The sequence below is a fragment of the Tritonibacter scottomollicae genome (genome assembly GCF_032924845.1).
Classification (GTDB): Bacteria; Pseudomonadota; Alphaproteobacteria; order Rhodobacterales; family Rhodobacteraceae; genus Epibacterium; species Epibacterium scottomollicae.
The window spans coordinates 256,751-273,044 of record NZ_CP136704.1; the positions used below are offsets into that span (position 1 = coordinate 256,751).

The following is a 16,294-nucleotide window of genomic DNA, read 5'->3' on the forward strand; positions in this document are numbered from 1 at the left end:
ATCATGCAGACACCTGTAGAGATGGCTGAGACGGGCGGACGCACCGTTTACGTGAAGACGGTCGCCGTTACTGATCTGCCCAAGGATGTTCAGGCCTCTGTGCCCGGACGCAAACAGCTTTATGCGGTCCATGATGAGGCCGGCGAACAGCTTGCCCTGGTGGCCGACCGCAAGATGGCCTTTGTGCTGGCGCGCCAGCACGACTATGCGCCCGTAGCGGTTCACTGACCCTTTTGCGATGACGCCCGCCGGGCAAACGGCGCACTAAAAATGACAGACGTGACCCCGCATCTTGAGCAAAGGTGCGGGGTCTTTTACTTTTGGTATCAGTGATGTGGAGGGCTCACCCGGCGTCTCGATTCTACAATTGCGCGGTGATTTGCATCCGCCCATTCGATCAGGACAGCCAAGGGCTCCATTATCGAACGTCCCAGATCAGTCAGCGCATATTCTACCCGTGGCGGCACCTCCGGATAGAGCGTGCGCAGAACGAGCCCATCCTGCTCCAGCCGTTTGAGTGTCTTTGACAGCATCTGCTTTGACACATCCCCGATCTCGCGCATCAGCTCGTTGAACCGCAGCGTCTTTTCCGCCAGTGCTTCCAGCACCAGCAGGCTCCATTGATCGCCGATCCGGTCAAGGACATCCCGGATGGGGCAGGGTTGGTCAAAGGTAAAGGGCTCAGTGCTCATGTGATCGGTCCTGTGAAAGCTGGGGGAGGTCACTGAGCAGTGACCTAGTCACCATATGGTGACTTCTTGTGCGGCCCGCCCGGCGCTCCTAGCTACCGGTGTGTAGGCGAGAATTGGTCTGTCCTACATACCGGTCGTCGGCGCGTGGGAGAACCCAATAGTGAACACCCCAAAGGCTGATACCCCAGCTTTCGACCGTGCCTTCCCCTGAAAAACGCGACCTCTACGCCGATGCCCGGACACAGAGCCGCATCGGGCCGTAGCGCTATTGCATGATAACAATGATGGAGCACCACATGCAGATCCATACCTTCAAATCCACTCTGATGGCCCTCGCCATTGCCACCGTCCCTGCCTCCGCAATGGCACAGGATGCAGCGCGGGATCTGGCAGCGGAAGAGGCCAACCGCAAGCTGGTGGTCACGTTCTATGACCAGTTCTTCAATGCGCATGAGACAGAAGAGGCAGCCACGGTCGTCGCCGAGGATTACATTCAGCACAATCCCGGCGTGCCGGATGGCAAAGAACCCTTTGTGTCATTCTTTACCGGGTACTTCGCTGAAAACCCGGAATCGCAGGCCCGCATCGTGCGCAGCGCAACCGATGGCGATCTTGTCTGGCTGCATGTGCAGTCGACCAATGGCGGCGCGGATCTCGGCGAGGCGGTTGTCGACATCTTTCGGGTCGAAGACGGCATGATTGTGGAGCATTGGGACGTGATTCAGGCCGTTCCAAGCGAAGCGGCCAACGACAACACCATGTTCTGACGAGACAGGCAGCGAGAGCCGGCAGGGGCAGCACCGTCAGCCGGCTCTCAGTATCGAGCCGCGATGCTGCGGTCTCACCGGGGCGGCTGGCGTCAGAAGCGGGTGATGACCGTCGCGCCGATCGATTGAAATTTATCCATGTTCACCAGGGCGGCGGGCGCTTCATCGAGGCTGATCTGATCGCCGATCAGCCGCTCAGGCGCGAGCTTGCCGGACTGGATCATGTCCAGCATCGCGCCATAGCGATGCGCCTGCATGCCGTGCGAGCCGAGGATTTCCAGTTCGTTGCCAATGACCTTGGCCATGGGCACCTGCGGCGCGGTATGATCGCCCAACATCAGGCCCACCTGGATATGCTTCCCTCTTGGGCGCAGGTTCTGGATCGAGTTGAAGCAGGTCACCGGGTGCCCCAGCGCATCCATCGACACATGTGCCCCGCCGCGCGTCATGTCGATCACCGCGTCAGCCACATTGGCAGAGGTGGCCCCGTTGACGGTTGCCACGGCCCCAAGTGACCGGGCCAGCGCCAGCTTCTGGTCGTCTATGTCGATGGCGATCACATTTGCGCCCACCGCATTGGCGATCATCACCGCCGACAGCCCGACGCCGCCGCATCCGTGCACCGCAACCCATTGTCCGGCCCCGGCCTTGCCCTGATCGACCACGGCCCGAAACGCGGTTGCAAACCGGCAGCCAAGGCTGGCTGCGGTGGCGAAGTCCATGCTTTCGGGCAGCGCGACAAGGTTCAGGTCCGCCTGATGGATGCCGACATATTGGGCAAAGGACCCCCAATGGGTGAACCCCGGTTGTTCCTGATTGTGGCAGACCTGTTGATGGCCGGCATGACACTCGGAACAGGATCCGCAACCGGAGATGAAGGGAACCGTGACGCGGTCTCCGACGTGCCAGTTGGTGACGTCCTTGCCCACGGCCTCGATCACCCCGGCCAGCTCGTGTCCGGGCACATGCGGCAGGTCGATGTCGCTGTCATGCCCCATCCAGCCATGCCAATCGCTGCGGCATACCCCGGTGGCCTCAACCTTGATGACGACGCCATGGCGCGCGGGCGTCGGGTCCGCCACCGTTGCGACTTTGGGGGCTTGCCTGAATTTCTCGAACAGGACGGCTTTCATCGCAGGGATCCTTCTTGAGTAGATGCGCTGAGGCCAATCTACCTCAAAGTTAAGAAATGGCCTTGCTTTTCTTGATGGGTGTGGCGGATTTCATGGGGTAATCTGCCCTGATTTCAGCGGTTGAGAGGGGATTCTGCTCAATGGATCGAATTGACAATGTGAACGCAGATCTACTGGATCTGCTTCAAACCGATGGCCGCATGAGCAACGCCAAACTGGCCGAGCATCTGTCGATGAGCGAAACCCCTTGCTGGCGACGTCTCAAGCGTCTTGAGGAAAGCGGTATCATCGAGGGCTATCAGGCCAATCTCAATCGGCGGAAGCTGGGGCTCGGGGTGATGGCCTTTGTGCAGTTGAGCTGCTCGGAGCACGACCCGGACGCCACGGCGGAATTCCAGCGCATCATCGAAAACACGCCCAGCATTCTGGCCTGTCACAATACCACCGGAGCCGATGATTTCCTGCTGATCGTGGTGGCGCGCGACCTCGACGATTACAGCGTGTTTGTCGACACGACGCTGCGCCGCCTACCGGGTGTGACGAGCATTCGCTCAAACCTGTCGCTGCGAGAGATGAAGTCGTCGAACAGGCTGCCGATCCGGCCTGGCTGATCGCCCGCCCGCAGTTTCAGGCGTAGGTTCGGTCTGAGAAGGGCGTTGTTTCCAGGCGTTCAATCAGGCTCTGCAGCAGCTTGTCCTCGGCGCGGTTGCGTACCGTGGCAGGGTTCCAGATCAGGTAGACATCGACCTCGGGCAGATCTTCGAGGGGCGGCACCTGCCACAGCAGCCCGTCGCGCAGATCTCGTGCCACCACATGTTTGGGCAGGGGACCGATGCCCAGACCGGACATGATCATCCGGCGCACTTCTTCCAGGTTTTCCGACACGCCGGTCACTTGCGGCGCAAGAGCGGCCCGCGCGCGCAGCAGGGTGACGTCCTGCAGCGCATCCTGCAGGCGGTCGTTGTCAAACACCACCGCCCCGTGGCCCTTGAGGTCATCCAGCGTCAGATCCTCACGCCCGAACAGCGGGTGGCGCGGGCCGCAAAACAGGCCGAAGACCTCGCGATACATCGGAATATAGCGCAGGTTCGGGTCCTGGTTGCGGACCAACGCAAGGGCAAAACTCACGCGTTTTGCGGCCACGGCGGCAATGGCATCCATGCTGGTGATCACATCGATCGACAGGCTGGCCTGTGGGTGGGCGGCATAGAAATCGCCGATCACCTCGTCGAACAGCGGGCAGATCACGTGGCTGGCGACCGCAATCCGCACATGGCCGCTGATGTCCGGTGTGACGTCGCGCATCAAGGTGGCCAACCGCAGGATGGAGCCGTTGATGTTCACCGCCTCGCCATAGAGCAGCTGACCGGCCTCGGTCAGCGCAAAGCGACCGGGGGAGCGGTCAATCAACCGTTGCCCAAGACGGTCTTCCAGTTTTTTAAGCGCAACCGAGACGCTGGGCTGTTTCAAGCGCAGGCGCTCTGCCGCTTCGGTGATGGAACCGCTTTCGGCCAGCACAACAAATGTGCGCAGAAGGTTCCAGTTCATTTCCCGTGCGAGGCGTTCAGGATCAATATGTGGAGCGCGTGCTATCATGGATGACCTCGTGGCGAGAGGGAAGTTGTTTTGAAATCAACGGCATAGATTGATCTTGTCCGTGCTGTGTGCATCAAGGCATCTTTGCTCTCAGCATGGCATAGATTGTAACTATGTCTAGTTTATCAATTATCTATTTGATCTATTCGGTCAGTCTCCGCACCTTTCCTGTCAATCGGCGGGGATCCCCGGCGCATCGTCAGAAGCGGCTTCAGCCGACAGATGGGCCATTCGCGGGATCCTTTTCGCCACAACAACAGGGAATGGAGTTTTTCTCATGCGTAAGTCACTATGGACCACTGCCGCGACGGCGGCTGCTTTCACCCTGTCGCTGGGTGCGGCGGAGGCTGCCGATATGCGGCTCAAACTCGCGGGTGTTGTCCCGGTTGAACACTTCGGCAATGACATCCTGAAGCAGATCGAAGCGGATATCGAAGGCGCCGATGTGGGCCTTTCAGTCACGTTGTTTGAGGCGGGGCAGCTTGGCTCCGGCGAAGAGCTGTTCGAGGATGCCGCGCGCGGCAATGTCGATCTGGTGCATTCGGTGATCTATGCCCACCGCGATCCGGTGTTGGAGATCAATTCCTTGCCTTATCTGGTGTCGAGCTTTGACGAGATGGAGAACATCTATCTGAACAAGGACAGTGCCTTTAACGAGATCTTCGGCGAACGGCTTGAAGGGCTGGGGCTGAAGCTGCTGGCTAACGCACCCGAAGGGTTTATCGGCGTGGTTGCGGAAAGCCTGCCCGAAAACGCAACCACCGTGGGCGACAAGGGCGTCAACATCCGCGTTTGGTCCAGTCAGGTGATCAAGAACACCGTGGAGGCCATGGGCTTTAACGCCACCACGATGAACTGGGGAGAGGTCTTCCCGGCGATCCAGTCCGGCGTGGTCGATGGCGCGATCTGCTGCACCGCGCAGCTGGCCTACAGCGCCTTTGCGACCTCGGATGTGGGCAAGTATTTCATCCCCTACGGCGCGGTTGTCGAGAACACCACCTATTATGCCTCCATGGAGACATGGGAAGAGATGAACGACGAACAGCGCGCAGCCGTGCAGGCCGCGTTTGACAAGGCCGCACAGAGCTATTTTGCCGAGGCCAAGGCCAATGAAGCGGGCTACATCGATAAGCTCAAGGAAACCGGCTACGAGGTGGTTGAGGTCTCTGACGCCGAGCGCAGCGCTATTGCCGAAACCGTGCGCAAGGACGTCTGGCCGGGTATCGCAGAGATCGTCGGTCAGGATGTGATCGACCGGTTGATGGCCCCCACGAACTGATCTCCTAAACGTCAAACTGCTGTCAGCAGGCCCCGGAATGCGGGGCCTGTGTGTCCCTATGATCTCTTGACGGTGAGCGCGCCATGAAAGACCTGAGCCAGGATTTGCCGCCGGGGCTGGCCAAGCTGGTCCGCACTCTGCTGCGACTTCAAACCATCTACATCTGCTTTGGCTGTATCGCCATGGCGCTGACCTTTTTCCTCGTGGTGGTGTTCCGATATGGCTTTAACGCCGATCTGTTCGCCTATGAGGAATGGCTGCTCATCATCTGCTTTTGGCTCTATTTTATCGCCGCCGCCATGGGCACATGGGAGGGCGCGCATGTGAACGCCGACCTTCTGGATTTCGTGATCGTTGACCCCGCAAAACGCCGCGCCCGCGCGATCCTAATCACCGGGATCGAACTTTTGGTGACCTCGGTGCTGTTTTACTGGGCCACGGTCATGATGATCGAGGAGATCGGGGATTATCCGCGCTATCAGACCACCATCGCCTTGCAGATCCCGTTCTTTGTGCCGCGTGCGGCGATCTTTGTCGGCTTTGGTCTGATGGGGTTCTACAGCGCGCTGCGGCTTTTTGTTTTCCTGAAACTTCCGGCTGCGCGCTTCGCCGTGCCCGCCGACAGTGATAGCGCACGCGGAGCCTGAGCCCATGATTATCCTCGGCAGTCTGTTCATTCTCTGCGTGTTGCTTCTGATCGGGGTCAGCGTGCCTTTGTCCTTCGGCGGCGTGCTGGTCTTTATCGGCGTCTTTGGCGGTCATGACGTGACCGGGTTCATGCCAACCGGGCATTGGAAGATGAACTCCATCGTCCTGCTCGCGATCCCGCTGTTCATCCTGGCCGGCGCCATTATGGAGCGGGGGCGTATCGCCGCACCGCTGGTCTCTGTGGCGGAGCTTCTGGTGGGGCGTCTCCACGGTGGGCTGAGTGCGGCGGCGGTGTTTGCCAGCGGCATTTTCGGGTCGATCTCCGGCTCGGCAGCGGCAACGCTCACTTGCATCGGGTCGATCATGATGCCGCATCTGAAGGCGGCAAACTACCCGCGTGGCCCGGCAGCGGCGCTCATTGTGGCGGCCTGTCCACTGGGGCTGCTGATCCCGCCATCCTCGTCGCAGATCCTATACGCTTGGGTCGCGCAGCAATCGGTGCTCAAATGTTTCCTGTCGACCGTGGTGCCGGGGCTGATCCTCATTACGCTTCTGTGCATCGTGAACTATGTGCTGATGCGCAAGGCGGACCTGAAACTGCTGGAACGCCCCGCAAGCTACCCGCAGGAATTTGTGCGGCGCGGGGGGCGGGCCTTTCCGGCGCTGTTGATGCCGATCATCATCCTGGGTGGCATTTACGGCGGCATCATGACCCCGACCGAGGCCGCAGGCGTGGCGGTGATCTATGCCATTCCCGTCGGCCTGTTCATCTATCGCGGCCTCACGCCGCAGAACATCTGGCCGACCCTGCGCTATGCGGGCACCACCATTGGCGTGGTGATGCTGATGGTCTTTGTGGTGGTGATCGTCAGCCGGTTCCTGGTGTTCGAGGACATCCCCGGCATGGCGAAGGATCTGATCTTTTCGATCTCGGACAACCCGATCGTGATCCTGCTGATGGTCAATCTGGTGATGATCCTCATCGGCATGCTGATGGATGACATCTCGGGGCTGTTGCTGTCGGCGCCGCTCTTGTTGCCCATCGTGCAGAGTGCCGGCATGGACCCGGTGCATTTTGCCGCTGTCCTTGGCGTCAATCTCGGCATGGCCAATATCACGCCGCCCACGGCACCGCTGTTGTATTTGGGCGCCAAGGTCACCGACACGCCGGTCAGCGAGATGTTGAAGCCCACCTTCATCATGATCGCATTTGCATGGTTGCCGACGCTGCTGATCACCACCTTTGTGCCGCAAGTGGCGCTGTGGTTGCCCAATTTTGTCTTTGGCTGAGGCCTGAGGAGACCGACATGAAAGCGATCTATGATCCCCGCCAGCGCGCCCATAATCCCAGCCAGTTCATGGCCTATGGGGTGATGAAGCCAAACCCCGAACAGCCCGAACGCACCGAGATCCTGCGCACCGGGGCCGAGGCCGCCGGCTGTGCATTTACCGCCCCAGATGACGCAGGCCTTGGCCCCATCGCCGCACTGCATTCGCCGGAATACCTGACGTTTCTACAAACGATCCATGCCCGCTGGAGCGAGGTTGAGGGCGCAGGTCCGGAGGTGATTTCCCACATCAAGCCCGGTGATCGCCGCGACAGCTATCCGCGCTCCGCGCTGGGGCAGGCGGGCTATCATCAGGCCGATACCTCCTGTCCGATCAATGCCGCGACATGGGGCTCTGCCTATTGGTCGGCGCAGACCGCGATCACCGCCGCCGATCTGGTCGCGAATGGCGAACACGCGGCCTACGCGCTGTGCCGCCCGCCGGGGCATCATGCCTTTGGCGATATGGCGGGGGGCTTTTGTTTCCTCAACAACTCCGGCATCGCGGCGCAGCTGTTGCGGGATCGGGGCCTCAGACCAGCGATTTTGGATGTGGACGTGCATCACGGCAATGGCACGCAGGGACTGTTTTATGATCGCGACGATGTTCTGACGCTTTCGATCCATGCTGATCCGGCAGACTTCTACCCGTTCTTCTGGGGCCACAGTTCTGAACGCGGCGAGGGCCGGGGGCGGGGCTATAACCTCAACCTGCCGCTGCCGCGCGGCACCGATGATGCGCCGTTCCTGGCCGCGCTTCAGACCTGCCTTGACCGGGTGCAGGCCTTTGGCGCGGATGTGCTGGTCATTGCGCTGGGCCTTGATGCCTCCAAGGACGATCCGTTTCAGGGCTTTCAGGTCACCGGCGACGGGTTTGCCCGCATTGGCGAGACGATCGCCCGCGCCGGGCTTCCGACGCTTTTTGTGCAGGAGGGCGGTTACATTTCCGACAGTCTCGGCCATAACCTCACCCGTGTGCTTGGCGGATTTACATCTGCCGCGCGCTGACAAATTTCCTTTTAATCCTCAAACCATAGAGAGCTTTCATGAGCGATATCACCTACGCCCACACCACCCAACGCATGAGCCAGATCGTCACCCATGGCGACACCATCTACCTCGCCGGTCAAGTCGGCACCGCCGGGGCCAGCGTCACCCAGCAGACGCAGGACTGCCTCGACAAGGTCGACGCGCTGCTGGCGGAGGCCGGGTCTTCCAAGGAACGCGTCTTGCAAGCCACCATCTGGCTCGCCGACATGGGCGATTTTGCCGAGATGAACGCCGTGTGGGACGCATGGGTGCCCGAGGGCCGTGCGCCTGCGCGTGCCTGCGGTGAATCCAAACTCGCCACGCCCGAGTTCACCGTCGAGATCCTGATCATCGCCGCCAAAGGCTGATCGCGGCGGGCAGGTTGCCCGACCCATGACACCAATGCGTAGACCCGCTGAACATGGCGGGCCTGCGTGGAATTCTTTGCCTGCAGGAGCCCTCTCTCATGTCCGAAATTCTGGTTCTTGGTGGCGGAATGGTGGGCATTGCAACCGCGCTGGAGTTGCAGGCCCGCGGCCACGCGGTCACGGTTGTCGACCGCAAACCGCCGGGGCAGGAGACAAGCTATGGCAATGCGGGCCTTATTCAGGCCGAGGCAGCAGAACCTTATGCCATGCCCCGCGCGCTGCCAGAGATCCTTGATATCCTTTTGGGGCGCAGCAACGATGTGGTGTGGTCGCCGCGCGGCGTGCTGAGCCAGCTGCCCGCGCTTTGGCAGTACTATCGCTCTTCGCATCCCCGACGGCATCAGGTTCTGTCGCAGCCCAATGCGCAGCTCATCCGCAGCGCCTGCGCCGATCACGACCGCTGGATCAAACTGGCAGGCGCGCAGGATCTGATGGCGCAGGATGGCTACCTTTCGGTGTTTCAGGAGGCAGCAGAGTTCGAGGCCATGGCCCGCGACCTCGACCGGCTGCGGCAGGCCTATGATATCGACACCGCCACCCTCAGCGGCTCGCAGGTGTGCGAGGCCGAGCCAGTGTTTCGCACCCCGCCTGCTGGGGCCATCCACTGGAAAGAGGTCTGGAGCTGCGCCGCCCCGGGCGAATTGGTCACCCGCTACGCGGAGCTGTTCCAGAGGCAAGGCGGACAGATCCGGGTCGGCGATGCCAGCACGTTACGTCGTGTCGGCCACGCATGGGAGGTGCAGGCAGATGCGGAGCGGATCACCGGCGAACACGCCGTCATTGCGCTTGGGCCGTGGACACCGCCGCTCTTGGCTGAGCTGGGCTACCGGGTGCGGATGATCATGAAACATGGCGCGCACCGCATGTATGCCGGGACTCCAACGCTGCGCCGCCCGGTCTTTGATGCCCGCCACGGGGTGGTGCTCTGCAGTATGAAGGGCGGCTTGCGGATGACGTGCGGCGTGGCGCTGGAGGCCTCGGGCCGGGTGCCGGATGTGCGCCAGCTTGATCGCGCGGCGGAGGGACTGCCCGCCTACATGGACCTCGGTGCGGCAGAGCCGGGGCCGATCTGGCGTGGCACACGCCCCTTTTTGCCGGATATGCTGCCGATGATTGGTGCCGCCCCCCGGCATGACCGTCTCTGGTTTCATTTTGGCCACGGACATCAAGGCTTTACGCTTGGCCCCACCACAGCACGTCATCTTGCCAATCTGATCGAAGGCGGTAACCGGGCGGCAGTTGCGGCACTCCTGCCAGAAAACCGCCCGGCTGTTTTGTCGTGATGGCGCCACGTTGTCATGGCGCCAGGATGTAACCTCTGATCAGGCGCGCAGGCGGTCGCCCTTCGGGTCAAACGGGGGCTCCGAAAGGATCACCGCCTTGTGTGGGCGGCCCAACACCATCACCTCGACCTCGTCGCCCGCTTTTGCACCCTTCACATAGCCAAGCGCCAGCGACATGCCGACAGTGTAGCCATAGGTGCCGGAGGTCACCCGGCCGATGCCGACACCGTCCTTGAAGATCGGCTCACCACCTGTGGCATCGGCGTTGGAGGCGCTGACATCCGTCTCATTCAGATGAAGCAGTACCAGTTCCTCGCGCGCGGGCGTGGCCAGAGCGGCCTCGGCGGCGGCTTTGTTGAGGAAGTCCTTCTGCATCTTGCACAGCCGGTCCAGGCCGACCTCCTGCGGGAAGTATTCGGGGCTGTATTCCCGGCTCCAGGAGCCATAGCCTTTTTCGATGCGCATCGACATCAGGGCCCGGCCACCGACGGGGCCTGCGCCGACGTCGCGCCCGGCCTCGATCAACGTCATGTAAAGCTTTTGCTGGTCTTCTGTGGCGCAGTGCAACTCCCAGCCGAGGTCCCCGGTGAAAGACACCCGCAGCGCCGACACATTGATCCCGTCCAGCATCAGCCGCTTGCTGCGCATGAAGGGGAAATCCTCGGTGGCCAGCGACTCGTTGGTCATGCGCTGGAGCATCTCGCGCGAGCGTGGCCCGGCCACGTTGAAGCCGCAGACCTCCTGGGTCCGGCTCTCAAACGATGTGCCCGCGGGCAGGGGGACCGCGCCGAAGAACCGCTTGTGATAGCGTTCCGCCATGCCGGAGCCGATGATCCAGAACTCGTCTTCGGCGGTGCGGGTGACGGTGAAATCCCCGGCAATGCCGCCGCGTTTTGAAATCAGCGGCGTCAGGCAGGAGCGACCGACGGATTTCGGCATGGTGTTGGCAAAGACTGCGTTCAGCCAGTCTTCGGCACCGGGGCCCTTGCAGATGTATTTGGCAAAGTTCGAGATGTCGATGATGCCCGCGCGCTCGCGCAGCATCTTGCATTCCGCGCCCACCGGCGCCCACCAGTTCTGCCGGGTGAAGCCATTGGTGTCCTCGGTGCCGGGCTGATCGGCAAACCACAAGGGGTGCTCCCACCCGGCGTTGAGGCCAAAGACCGCGCCCATTTCGCGCTGCATCTCGTAGATCGGGCGGGTGCGGGCCGGGCGGCCGGCGCTGCGTTCCTCGTTCGGGAAGTGGATCGCGAAACGGTGCGCATACTGATCCTGCACGCGGGCCTTGGTGAACTCCTTGGTGGCCCAGTCGTCAAACCGCGCCACGTCCCAGGCGAACATGTCGTATTGGGTCTCGCCCTCGATCATCCACTGCGCCGCCATCAGCCCCATGCCGCCGGATTGCGAGAAGCCGGGGATGATGCCGTTGCAGCAGAAATAGCCCTGCATTTCCGGCACCGGGCCGAACAGAACGTTTGAATCCGGCGACCAGATCATCGGCCCGTTGATGACGCGCTTGATGCCTGCTTCGCCCACCAGCGGCAGGCGCTCGATGGCGTTCATCATGTTCTCTTCGATGCGCTCCAGATCATCCGGGAACAGGTCATGGGCAAAATCGAGCGGCGTGCCCTCTTCGGCCCAGAACTTCATGTTCTTCTCATAGGCACCGACCAGCAGCCCGTTGCCTTCCTGACGCAGGTAGTATTCGCCGTCGCGATCCGACACCGAGGGCAGGCGGCGGTCCATGTCGGCGACTTCCTTGATGGTCTCGGTGACGAAATACTGGTGCTCGGTGGGCTGCAAGGGCAGGTCCAGACCGGCCAGTTTGGCAACTTCGCGCCCCCAGAGGCCGGCGGCATTCACCACCCAGTCGGTGCGAATGTCGCCCTTGGGGGTCTTCACGATCCAGCTGCCGTCCTTCTGCTGTTCAGTGGCGGTGACGGGGGTGAAGCGATGGATTTCTGCGCCGCGTTGGCGGGCGCCGGTGGCATAGGCCTGTGTCACGCCCGAGGGGTCGACGTTGCCGCCATCGGGTTCATACATCACGCAGCGGATGCCGTCGTAATTCACCAGCGGATTGAGTTCCTGCGCTTCGGCGATGGAGATCTCGTAGAAGTTCATGCCGTAGAGCTTGGCCTTGGCGGCCTGCAGACGCAGCTGGTGCTCGCGCGCTTCGGTCTGCGCCAGGTAGAGCGAGCCGGGCTGGAACACGCCGCAGCCCTGTCCTGTCTCTGCTTCCAGCTCTTTATACAGCGTCATCGTGTAGTGCTGAATGCGGGAAATATTGGTGCTGTCGTGCAGCCCATGGATATTGGCCGCCGCGTGCCAGGTGGAGCCGGAGGTCAGCTCGTCCCGCTCCAGAAGGACCACGTCGGACCAGCCGAGCTTGGTCAGGTGGTAGAGGATGGAGCATCCGATGACCCCGCCGCCGATCACGACGGCTTTGGCTTCTGTACGCATGATATTGGTGCTTTCACTGTGCTGGTGGTGAAGGTTGGCTTGCGGATCAGTGTTCCACTGCGGTTGGCTGTGGGGCAACGTCGAAAATTCTCATCCCCGCATGAGGTGAAGTAAACCGAAGGCGCGCGGTCATTCCGCCGCCAGAGTGAGGGCCGGCCTCTGCGGCAAGGCATGGTCGCGCAGGGCCGCATTGGCGCGGCTGCGTTGCGGGTTAGCGCGGTCGGCGGAGGGGCTGCGCCCATAGGTGCGCCGGTAGATCGCGTTGAAGGCGCTGGCGGTCTCGTAGCCAACCGAAAAGGCGACCTCCGACAGCGGGGTCTCGGTGTGCAACACCTTCTGGCGCGCCGCATCGAGCCGCAGCTGGCGGTAGTATGCGCCCGGCGTGGTGGCCATCTCCTGCTTGAAGATCCGTTCGAACTGCCGCAGCGACAGGCCCACCAGATCGGCAGCGTCCTGGATCAGCACCCGGTCCTCCAGATGGTCGGCAAAGAACTGCACCGCCTCGCGGATCGGGCGCGGCAGCATGTCCCTTGTCTGGTTGCGCGAATGGCCGGGCAGCAATTGCGGCGCCCCCTCGCTGCGCTGGGTGGCATGCTGGAACCGGCAGGCGACCTCCACGGCGATCTCAGCGCTGGTGTGCTGGGCGATCAGCGCCAGCATGTATTCAAACACCGCCGCCGCGCCGCTGATGCTGATGCGGCCCCGGTCCTCGCAGAACAGGGTGGGGCAGACCTCCAGCCGGGGAAAGCCTTCGCGCACCGCGTCGGCATAGGTGAAATGGACGCTGCAGCGCACACCGTCGAACAGGCCGGAGCGCGCCAGTGCAAAGATGGCGCCATTCACCGCGCCGACCTTGCCGCCCTGCCGCAGCAGGCGGCGCAAGGTGGCGTTGCTGGCGGCGGGCTGGGCAAAACCGCCGTCGGCCGCCGCAAAGGTCAGCAGCACATCGCTGCGCGCCACGGTTGCCAATGCGCCCGCCGGGGTCAGGCTTAGCCCGCTGCTGGACACCACCGCGCCGCCATCCTCGCTGACGGTTTGCCAGTCGAGGGCCGGAGTGCCGTTGATGTCTTCGGCCACCCGCAGCGCATCGATCGCCAGCGACAGCGGCGCCAGTGGAAATCCGGGCAGGCAGAGAAAGGTGATGGTCATCGGGGAGGCTCCCAAACTCGGGTGGAGAGACCGTATCACTCCAGGGGCCAGGCGCGGCCATAGGCCACCAGCCTGCGGTTCAATTCATGGGCGCGCGCCACTCCGGCTTCGAGCGCAAAGACGAAGGCCTGCGTCAGGAAGAAACAGGTCGCGTCCACATCGCCCTCCACCTCCTTGCTGTCGGCGGCGATGGCGTAGAGGTCGACGAGCCGTTCAAGATCATGCTGCGCATGGGCGGCGAGGATGGCCGCATGCAGGGCTGCGGCCTCCTCGGGGCGGATCGTGGCCCAGATTTCGGATGTCCACTCCTGCGTCATGTGGCGCGGCCCGTCTCGATCTGCGTGGCAACCCAATGGTGGAAGTTATGCGTCGGCCCGTCCATTGCAGGCGAGAAGCGCCCACCGTCGAACATCGGTCCGTGACGGCCCTTCTGCATGCCCTCAACGACAAAGATGTCTTCCTCGAACACCGTCTTCCACAGCTGCGCGTTCTGGTGGCGCATATGGTCGAGACCGGCGGTCTGCTCGCCGGATTTGGCGTAGTAGATCTCGATATGCTCCACCGTGTTTTCGCAGTCCTTCGGCTCCAGCACGATGGCGAACGTATGGTCCCGCTGCACGCCCAGCAGCACGTTGGGATAGACCGCCACATATTCGCCGCCGGTGTCCCATTTGTCGCTCAGGTCGTCGAAGTCCGGAAACACCTCGCCCTCGGCGCCCTGCATCTGGCGATAGACCAGCGTGCCCTGACCGGAATACTTGCCGCGGGACTCGATGTTGTAGTGATCCTCCAGCCGGGAATAGCTGTTGAGCCCCGGATGCACCCAGGGCAGGTGGTAGCTTTCGCAGTAGTTCTCCACCGCCAGTTTCCAGTTGGTCTTCACCTCGAGCTGGAACGAGCTGTCGATGCCGCCGTGATAGAGCGGCTTGTCGAATTCCTGCCAGCGTTCGATCAGATCGGCGTGGACTTCCTCGAAGGGTGCGGCGTTGCCGTCGATATTGACGAAGATCACGTCCTGCCAGACATGGCTGCGGAAGGTGATCAGGCCCAGCTCGTCCATCTTGACGTCTTCATGGGTGTTCTGACCCACGCCGCCCACATGCGGGGCCGCCCGCAGCTTGCCCTTCAGGCTGTAGCACCAGCTGTGATAGGGGCAGCGGATGGTGCCGCGGATGTTCTTGGGTTCGTCCACCAGGACCATGCCCCGGTGGCGGCAGGTGTTCTGATAGACATGCACCGCCCCGTCCTGATCGCGCACCAGCAAGAGCGGCACGCCGAGGAAATCCACCGGCTTGGCGTCGCCGGCCTCGGGGATGTCCTTGCCAAAACCGATACCGGACCAATTGGCAAACAGCACCGACTGGCGTTCCTCGGCAAAGACCACCGGGTCGATATAATGGGCGTTGGGCAGACCGTTGGCCCGGTTGACCGAGGTCATCACGGACTCGAGCGAACTTGGCTTGTTCATCACACTCTCCTGCAGACTGAAGTTGAGAGAGCATGTGGCCGAGGTCAAATTCGCTCAATATCGGAAAACCTCACTCACAGGTTAGCTGGGTTCATCCGTGATCTCTCGGGCCGTGGCAATGATCCAGTCGCGCAGCATCAGCGCATTGGGCGTCAGCTCCTCTTCCGGTTTGCAGATCAGATAGAATTTTTGCGGGGCGGACAGCACATGCGGCGTCACAGTACGCAGGTCTCCCCGGTTCAGCAGGGGGGAGATCAGCTGTTCCCACCCCAGTGTCAGACCGGCGCCGTCCTGAGCGGCCTGCAGCGCGATGGAGTAGTTGTTGACCCGAATGCCGGAGGCCACCGGACCCTTGTAGCCCAGCTGGCGGAACCAGTCGTGCCATTTGGTCCAGCTGATGTCATCGCCTTCGAGATGGATCAGCCGTTGGCGTGCCAGAACCTCCAGATCCGCGTCGGCCAGCTCCTCGGCCCGCTCCGGAGAGGTCACTGGCAGCAACCGGTCGCGGTAGAGGGGATATTGGTCAAGCCTCGGATCCCGTTCCCGCCCATACCAGATGTAGAGATCCATATCCGCCGAGGTGGTAAAAGCCCGATCCCGCACCACCTGGTTGATGTTGATCTCGGGGTGGTCACGCCAGAACCGTATGACAGCGGGCGACAACCACAGCGAGGCCATCGCGGTGGTCGAACCGACAGTTACCACGCCAGAAGATCCGTGATCGCGGATGGCCTGCAGGCATTGGGACATGCGGGTGAAGGAGGCCGCCAGCGTATCATAAAGCGTCTGTCCCGGTGGCGTCAGTTCCACCCCGCGATGCTTGCGCCTGAACAGGGTCACGCCCAGTTCGCCTTCCAGCGCCTTGACCTGATGGCTGACCGCGCCCGGTGTGACCGAAAGCTCTTCGGCGGCCTTCTTGAAACTCAGGTTTCGCGCCGCCGCCTCGAAGGCGGTGAGCGTTGTCAGCGGCGGCAAATCATAGTGGCGGCGAGACATGGGCGGCGCTCGTAGCTTGAATGAAAGTCACGCGAGTA

17 protein-coding genes are annotated in these 16,294 nt (G+C 62.0%); 9 read left to right on the forward strand and 8 right to left on the reverse strand.

The genetic code is table 11. The features are described from left to right. The first annotated feature begins 3 nt into the window (after positions 1–3). On the forward strand, positions 4–228 hold the full coding sequence (locus tag R1T40_RS01870; protein ID WP_106163207.1) for a DUF1150 family protein: 225 nt from the start codon (positions 4–6) through the stop codon (positions 226–228). A 98-nt stretch (positions 229–326) separates the two neighbouring features. Here the strand turns inward: R1T40_RS01870 and R1T40_RS01875 are convergent, their stop codons facing one another. Next, positions 327–692 (reverse strand): winged helix-turn-helix transcriptional regulator, encoded by a 366-nt coding sequence (locus R1T40_RS01875; protein WP_317385676.1) that lies wholly within the window; start codon positions 690–692, stop codon positions 327–329. A 296-nt stretch (positions 693–988) separates the two neighbouring features. On the opposite strand from R1T40_RS01875, the gene R1T40_RS01880 reads away from it, so the two are divergent. Further along, positions 989–1,459 carry a nuclear transport factor 2 family protein gene (locus R1T40_RS01880; protein WP_317385677.1) on the forward strand — a complete coding sequence of 157 codons (471 nt, stop codon included), beginning with the start codon at positions 989–991 and terminating at the stop codon, positions 1,457–1,459. Positions 1,460–1,551: 92 nt separating this feature from the next. Here the strand turns inward: R1T40_RS01880 and R1T40_RS01885 are convergent, their stop codons facing one another. Next, positions 1,552–2,592, reverse strand: coding sequence for a zinc-dependent alcohol dehydrogenase family protein (locus R1T40_RS01885; protein ID WP_317385678.1), 1,041 nt, complete (start codon positions 2,590–2,592; stop codon positions 1,552–1,554). A 140-nt stretch (positions 2,593–2,732) separates the two neighbouring features. Here R1T40_RS01885 and R1T40_RS01890 point away from each other — a divergent pair, with 140 nt between their 5' ends. Next, positions 2,733–3,203 carry an Lrp/AsnC family transcriptional regulator gene (locus R1T40_RS01890; protein ID WP_106163211.1) on the forward strand — a complete coding sequence of 157 codons (471 nt, stop codon included), beginning with the start codon at positions 2,733–2,735 and terminating at the stop codon, positions 3,201–3,203. 16 nt (positions 3,204–3,219) lie between these two features. On the opposite strand, the gene R1T40_RS01895 is transcribed toward R1T40_RS01890, so the two are convergent. Continuing rightward, complete coding sequence (locus R1T40_RS01895; protein WP_106163212.1) at positions 3,220–4,188, reverse strand: LysR family transcriptional regulator; 969 nt, start codon at positions 4,186–4,188, stop codon at positions 3,220–3,222. 277 nt (positions 4,189–4,465) lie between these two features. On the opposite strand from R1T40_RS01895, the gene dctP reads away from it, so the two are divergent. From dctP to R1T40_RS01925, 6 genes are all read left to right on the forward strand, one after another. After that, positions 4,466–5,467 carry a TRAP transporter substrate-binding protein DctP gene (dctP, locus tag R1T40_RS01900; protein WP_317385679.1) on the forward strand — a complete coding sequence of 334 codons (1,002 nt, stop codon included), beginning with the start codon at positions 4,466–4,468 and terminating at the stop codon, positions 5,465–5,467. Positions 5,468–5,550: 83 nt separating this feature from the next. Beyond that, positions 5,551–6,114: a TRAP transporter small permease gene (locus R1T40_RS01905; RefSeq protein WP_317385680.1), complete on the forward strand. Its 564-nt coding sequence runs from the start codon at positions 5,551–5,553 to the stop codon at positions 6,112–6,114. A 4-nt stretch (positions 6,115–6,118) separates the two neighbouring features. After that, positions 6,119–7,405 carry a TRAP transporter large permease gene (locus tag R1T40_RS01910; protein WP_106163215.1) on the forward strand — a complete coding sequence of 429 codons (1,287 nt, stop codon included), beginning with the start codon at positions 6,119–6,121 and terminating at the stop codon, positions 7,403–7,405. 17 nt (positions 7,406–7,422) lie between these two features. Beyond that, complete coding sequence (locus R1T40_RS01915; protein ID WP_317385681.1) at positions 7,423–8,451, forward strand: histone deacetylase family protein; 1,029 nt, start codon at positions 7,423–7,425, stop codon at positions 8,449–8,451. 38 nt (positions 8,452–8,489) lie between these two features. Continuing rightward, positions 8,490–8,840, forward strand: a complete 351-nt coding sequence (locus tag R1T40_RS01920; RefSeq protein ID WP_106163217.1) for a RidA family protein — start codon at positions 8,490–8,492, stop codon at positions 8,838–8,840. Positions 8,841–8,938: 98 nt separating this feature from the next. Beyond that, positions 8,939–10,183, forward strand: coding sequence for an NAD(P)/FAD-dependent oxidoreductase (locus R1T40_RS01925; protein ID WP_317385682.1), 1,245 nt, complete (start codon positions 8,939–8,941; stop codon positions 10,181–10,183). Between the two features lie 39 nt (positions 10,184–10,222). Here R1T40_RS01925 and R1T40_RS01930 read toward each other — a convergent pair whose 3' ends face one another. The 5 genes from R1T40_RS01930 to R1T40_RS01950 all read right to left on the reverse strand — a co-directional run bounded on the left by R1T40_RS01930 (position 10,223) and on the right by R1T40_RS01950 (position 16,256). Next, the gene (locus R1T40_RS01930; RefSeq protein WP_317385683.1) at positions 10,223–12,643 is read right to left on the reverse strand and encodes a GcvT family protein; all 2,421 of its coding nucleotides are present in this window, start codon (positions 12,641–12,643) and stop codon (positions 10,223–10,225) included. Positions 12,644–12,772: 129 nt separating this feature from the next. Next, entirely contained in the window at positions 12,773–13,792 is a 1,020-nt protein-coding gene (locus tag R1T40_RS01935) for a GlxA family transcriptional regulator (protein ID WP_317385684.1), read from the reverse strand. A 35-nt stretch (positions 13,793–13,827) separates the two neighbouring features. Next, a complete protein-coding gene (locus R1T40_RS01940; protein ID WP_106163221.1) occupies positions 13,828–14,109 on the reverse strand; it encodes a hypothetical protein in 282 nt (93 codons plus the stop codon). Next, positions 14,106–15,260 carry an aromatic ring-hydroxylating oxygenase subunit alpha gene (locus R1T40_RS01945; RefSeq protein ID WP_317385685.1) on the reverse strand — a complete coding sequence of 385 codons (1,155 nt, stop codon included), beginning with the start codon at positions 15,258–15,260 and terminating at the stop codon, positions 14,106–14,108. The genes R1T40_RS01940 and R1T40_RS01945 overlap by 4 nt, the downstream gene beginning before the upstream one ends. 81 nt (positions 15,261–15,341) lie before the next feature. After that, the gene (locus R1T40_RS01950) at positions 15,342–16,256 is read right to left on the reverse strand and encodes a LysR substrate-binding domain-containing protein (protein ID WP_317385686.1); all 915 of its coding nucleotides are present in this window, start codon (positions 16,254–16,256) and stop codon (positions 15,342–15,344) included. Between the last annotated feature and the right edge of the window lie 38 nt (positions 16,257–16,294).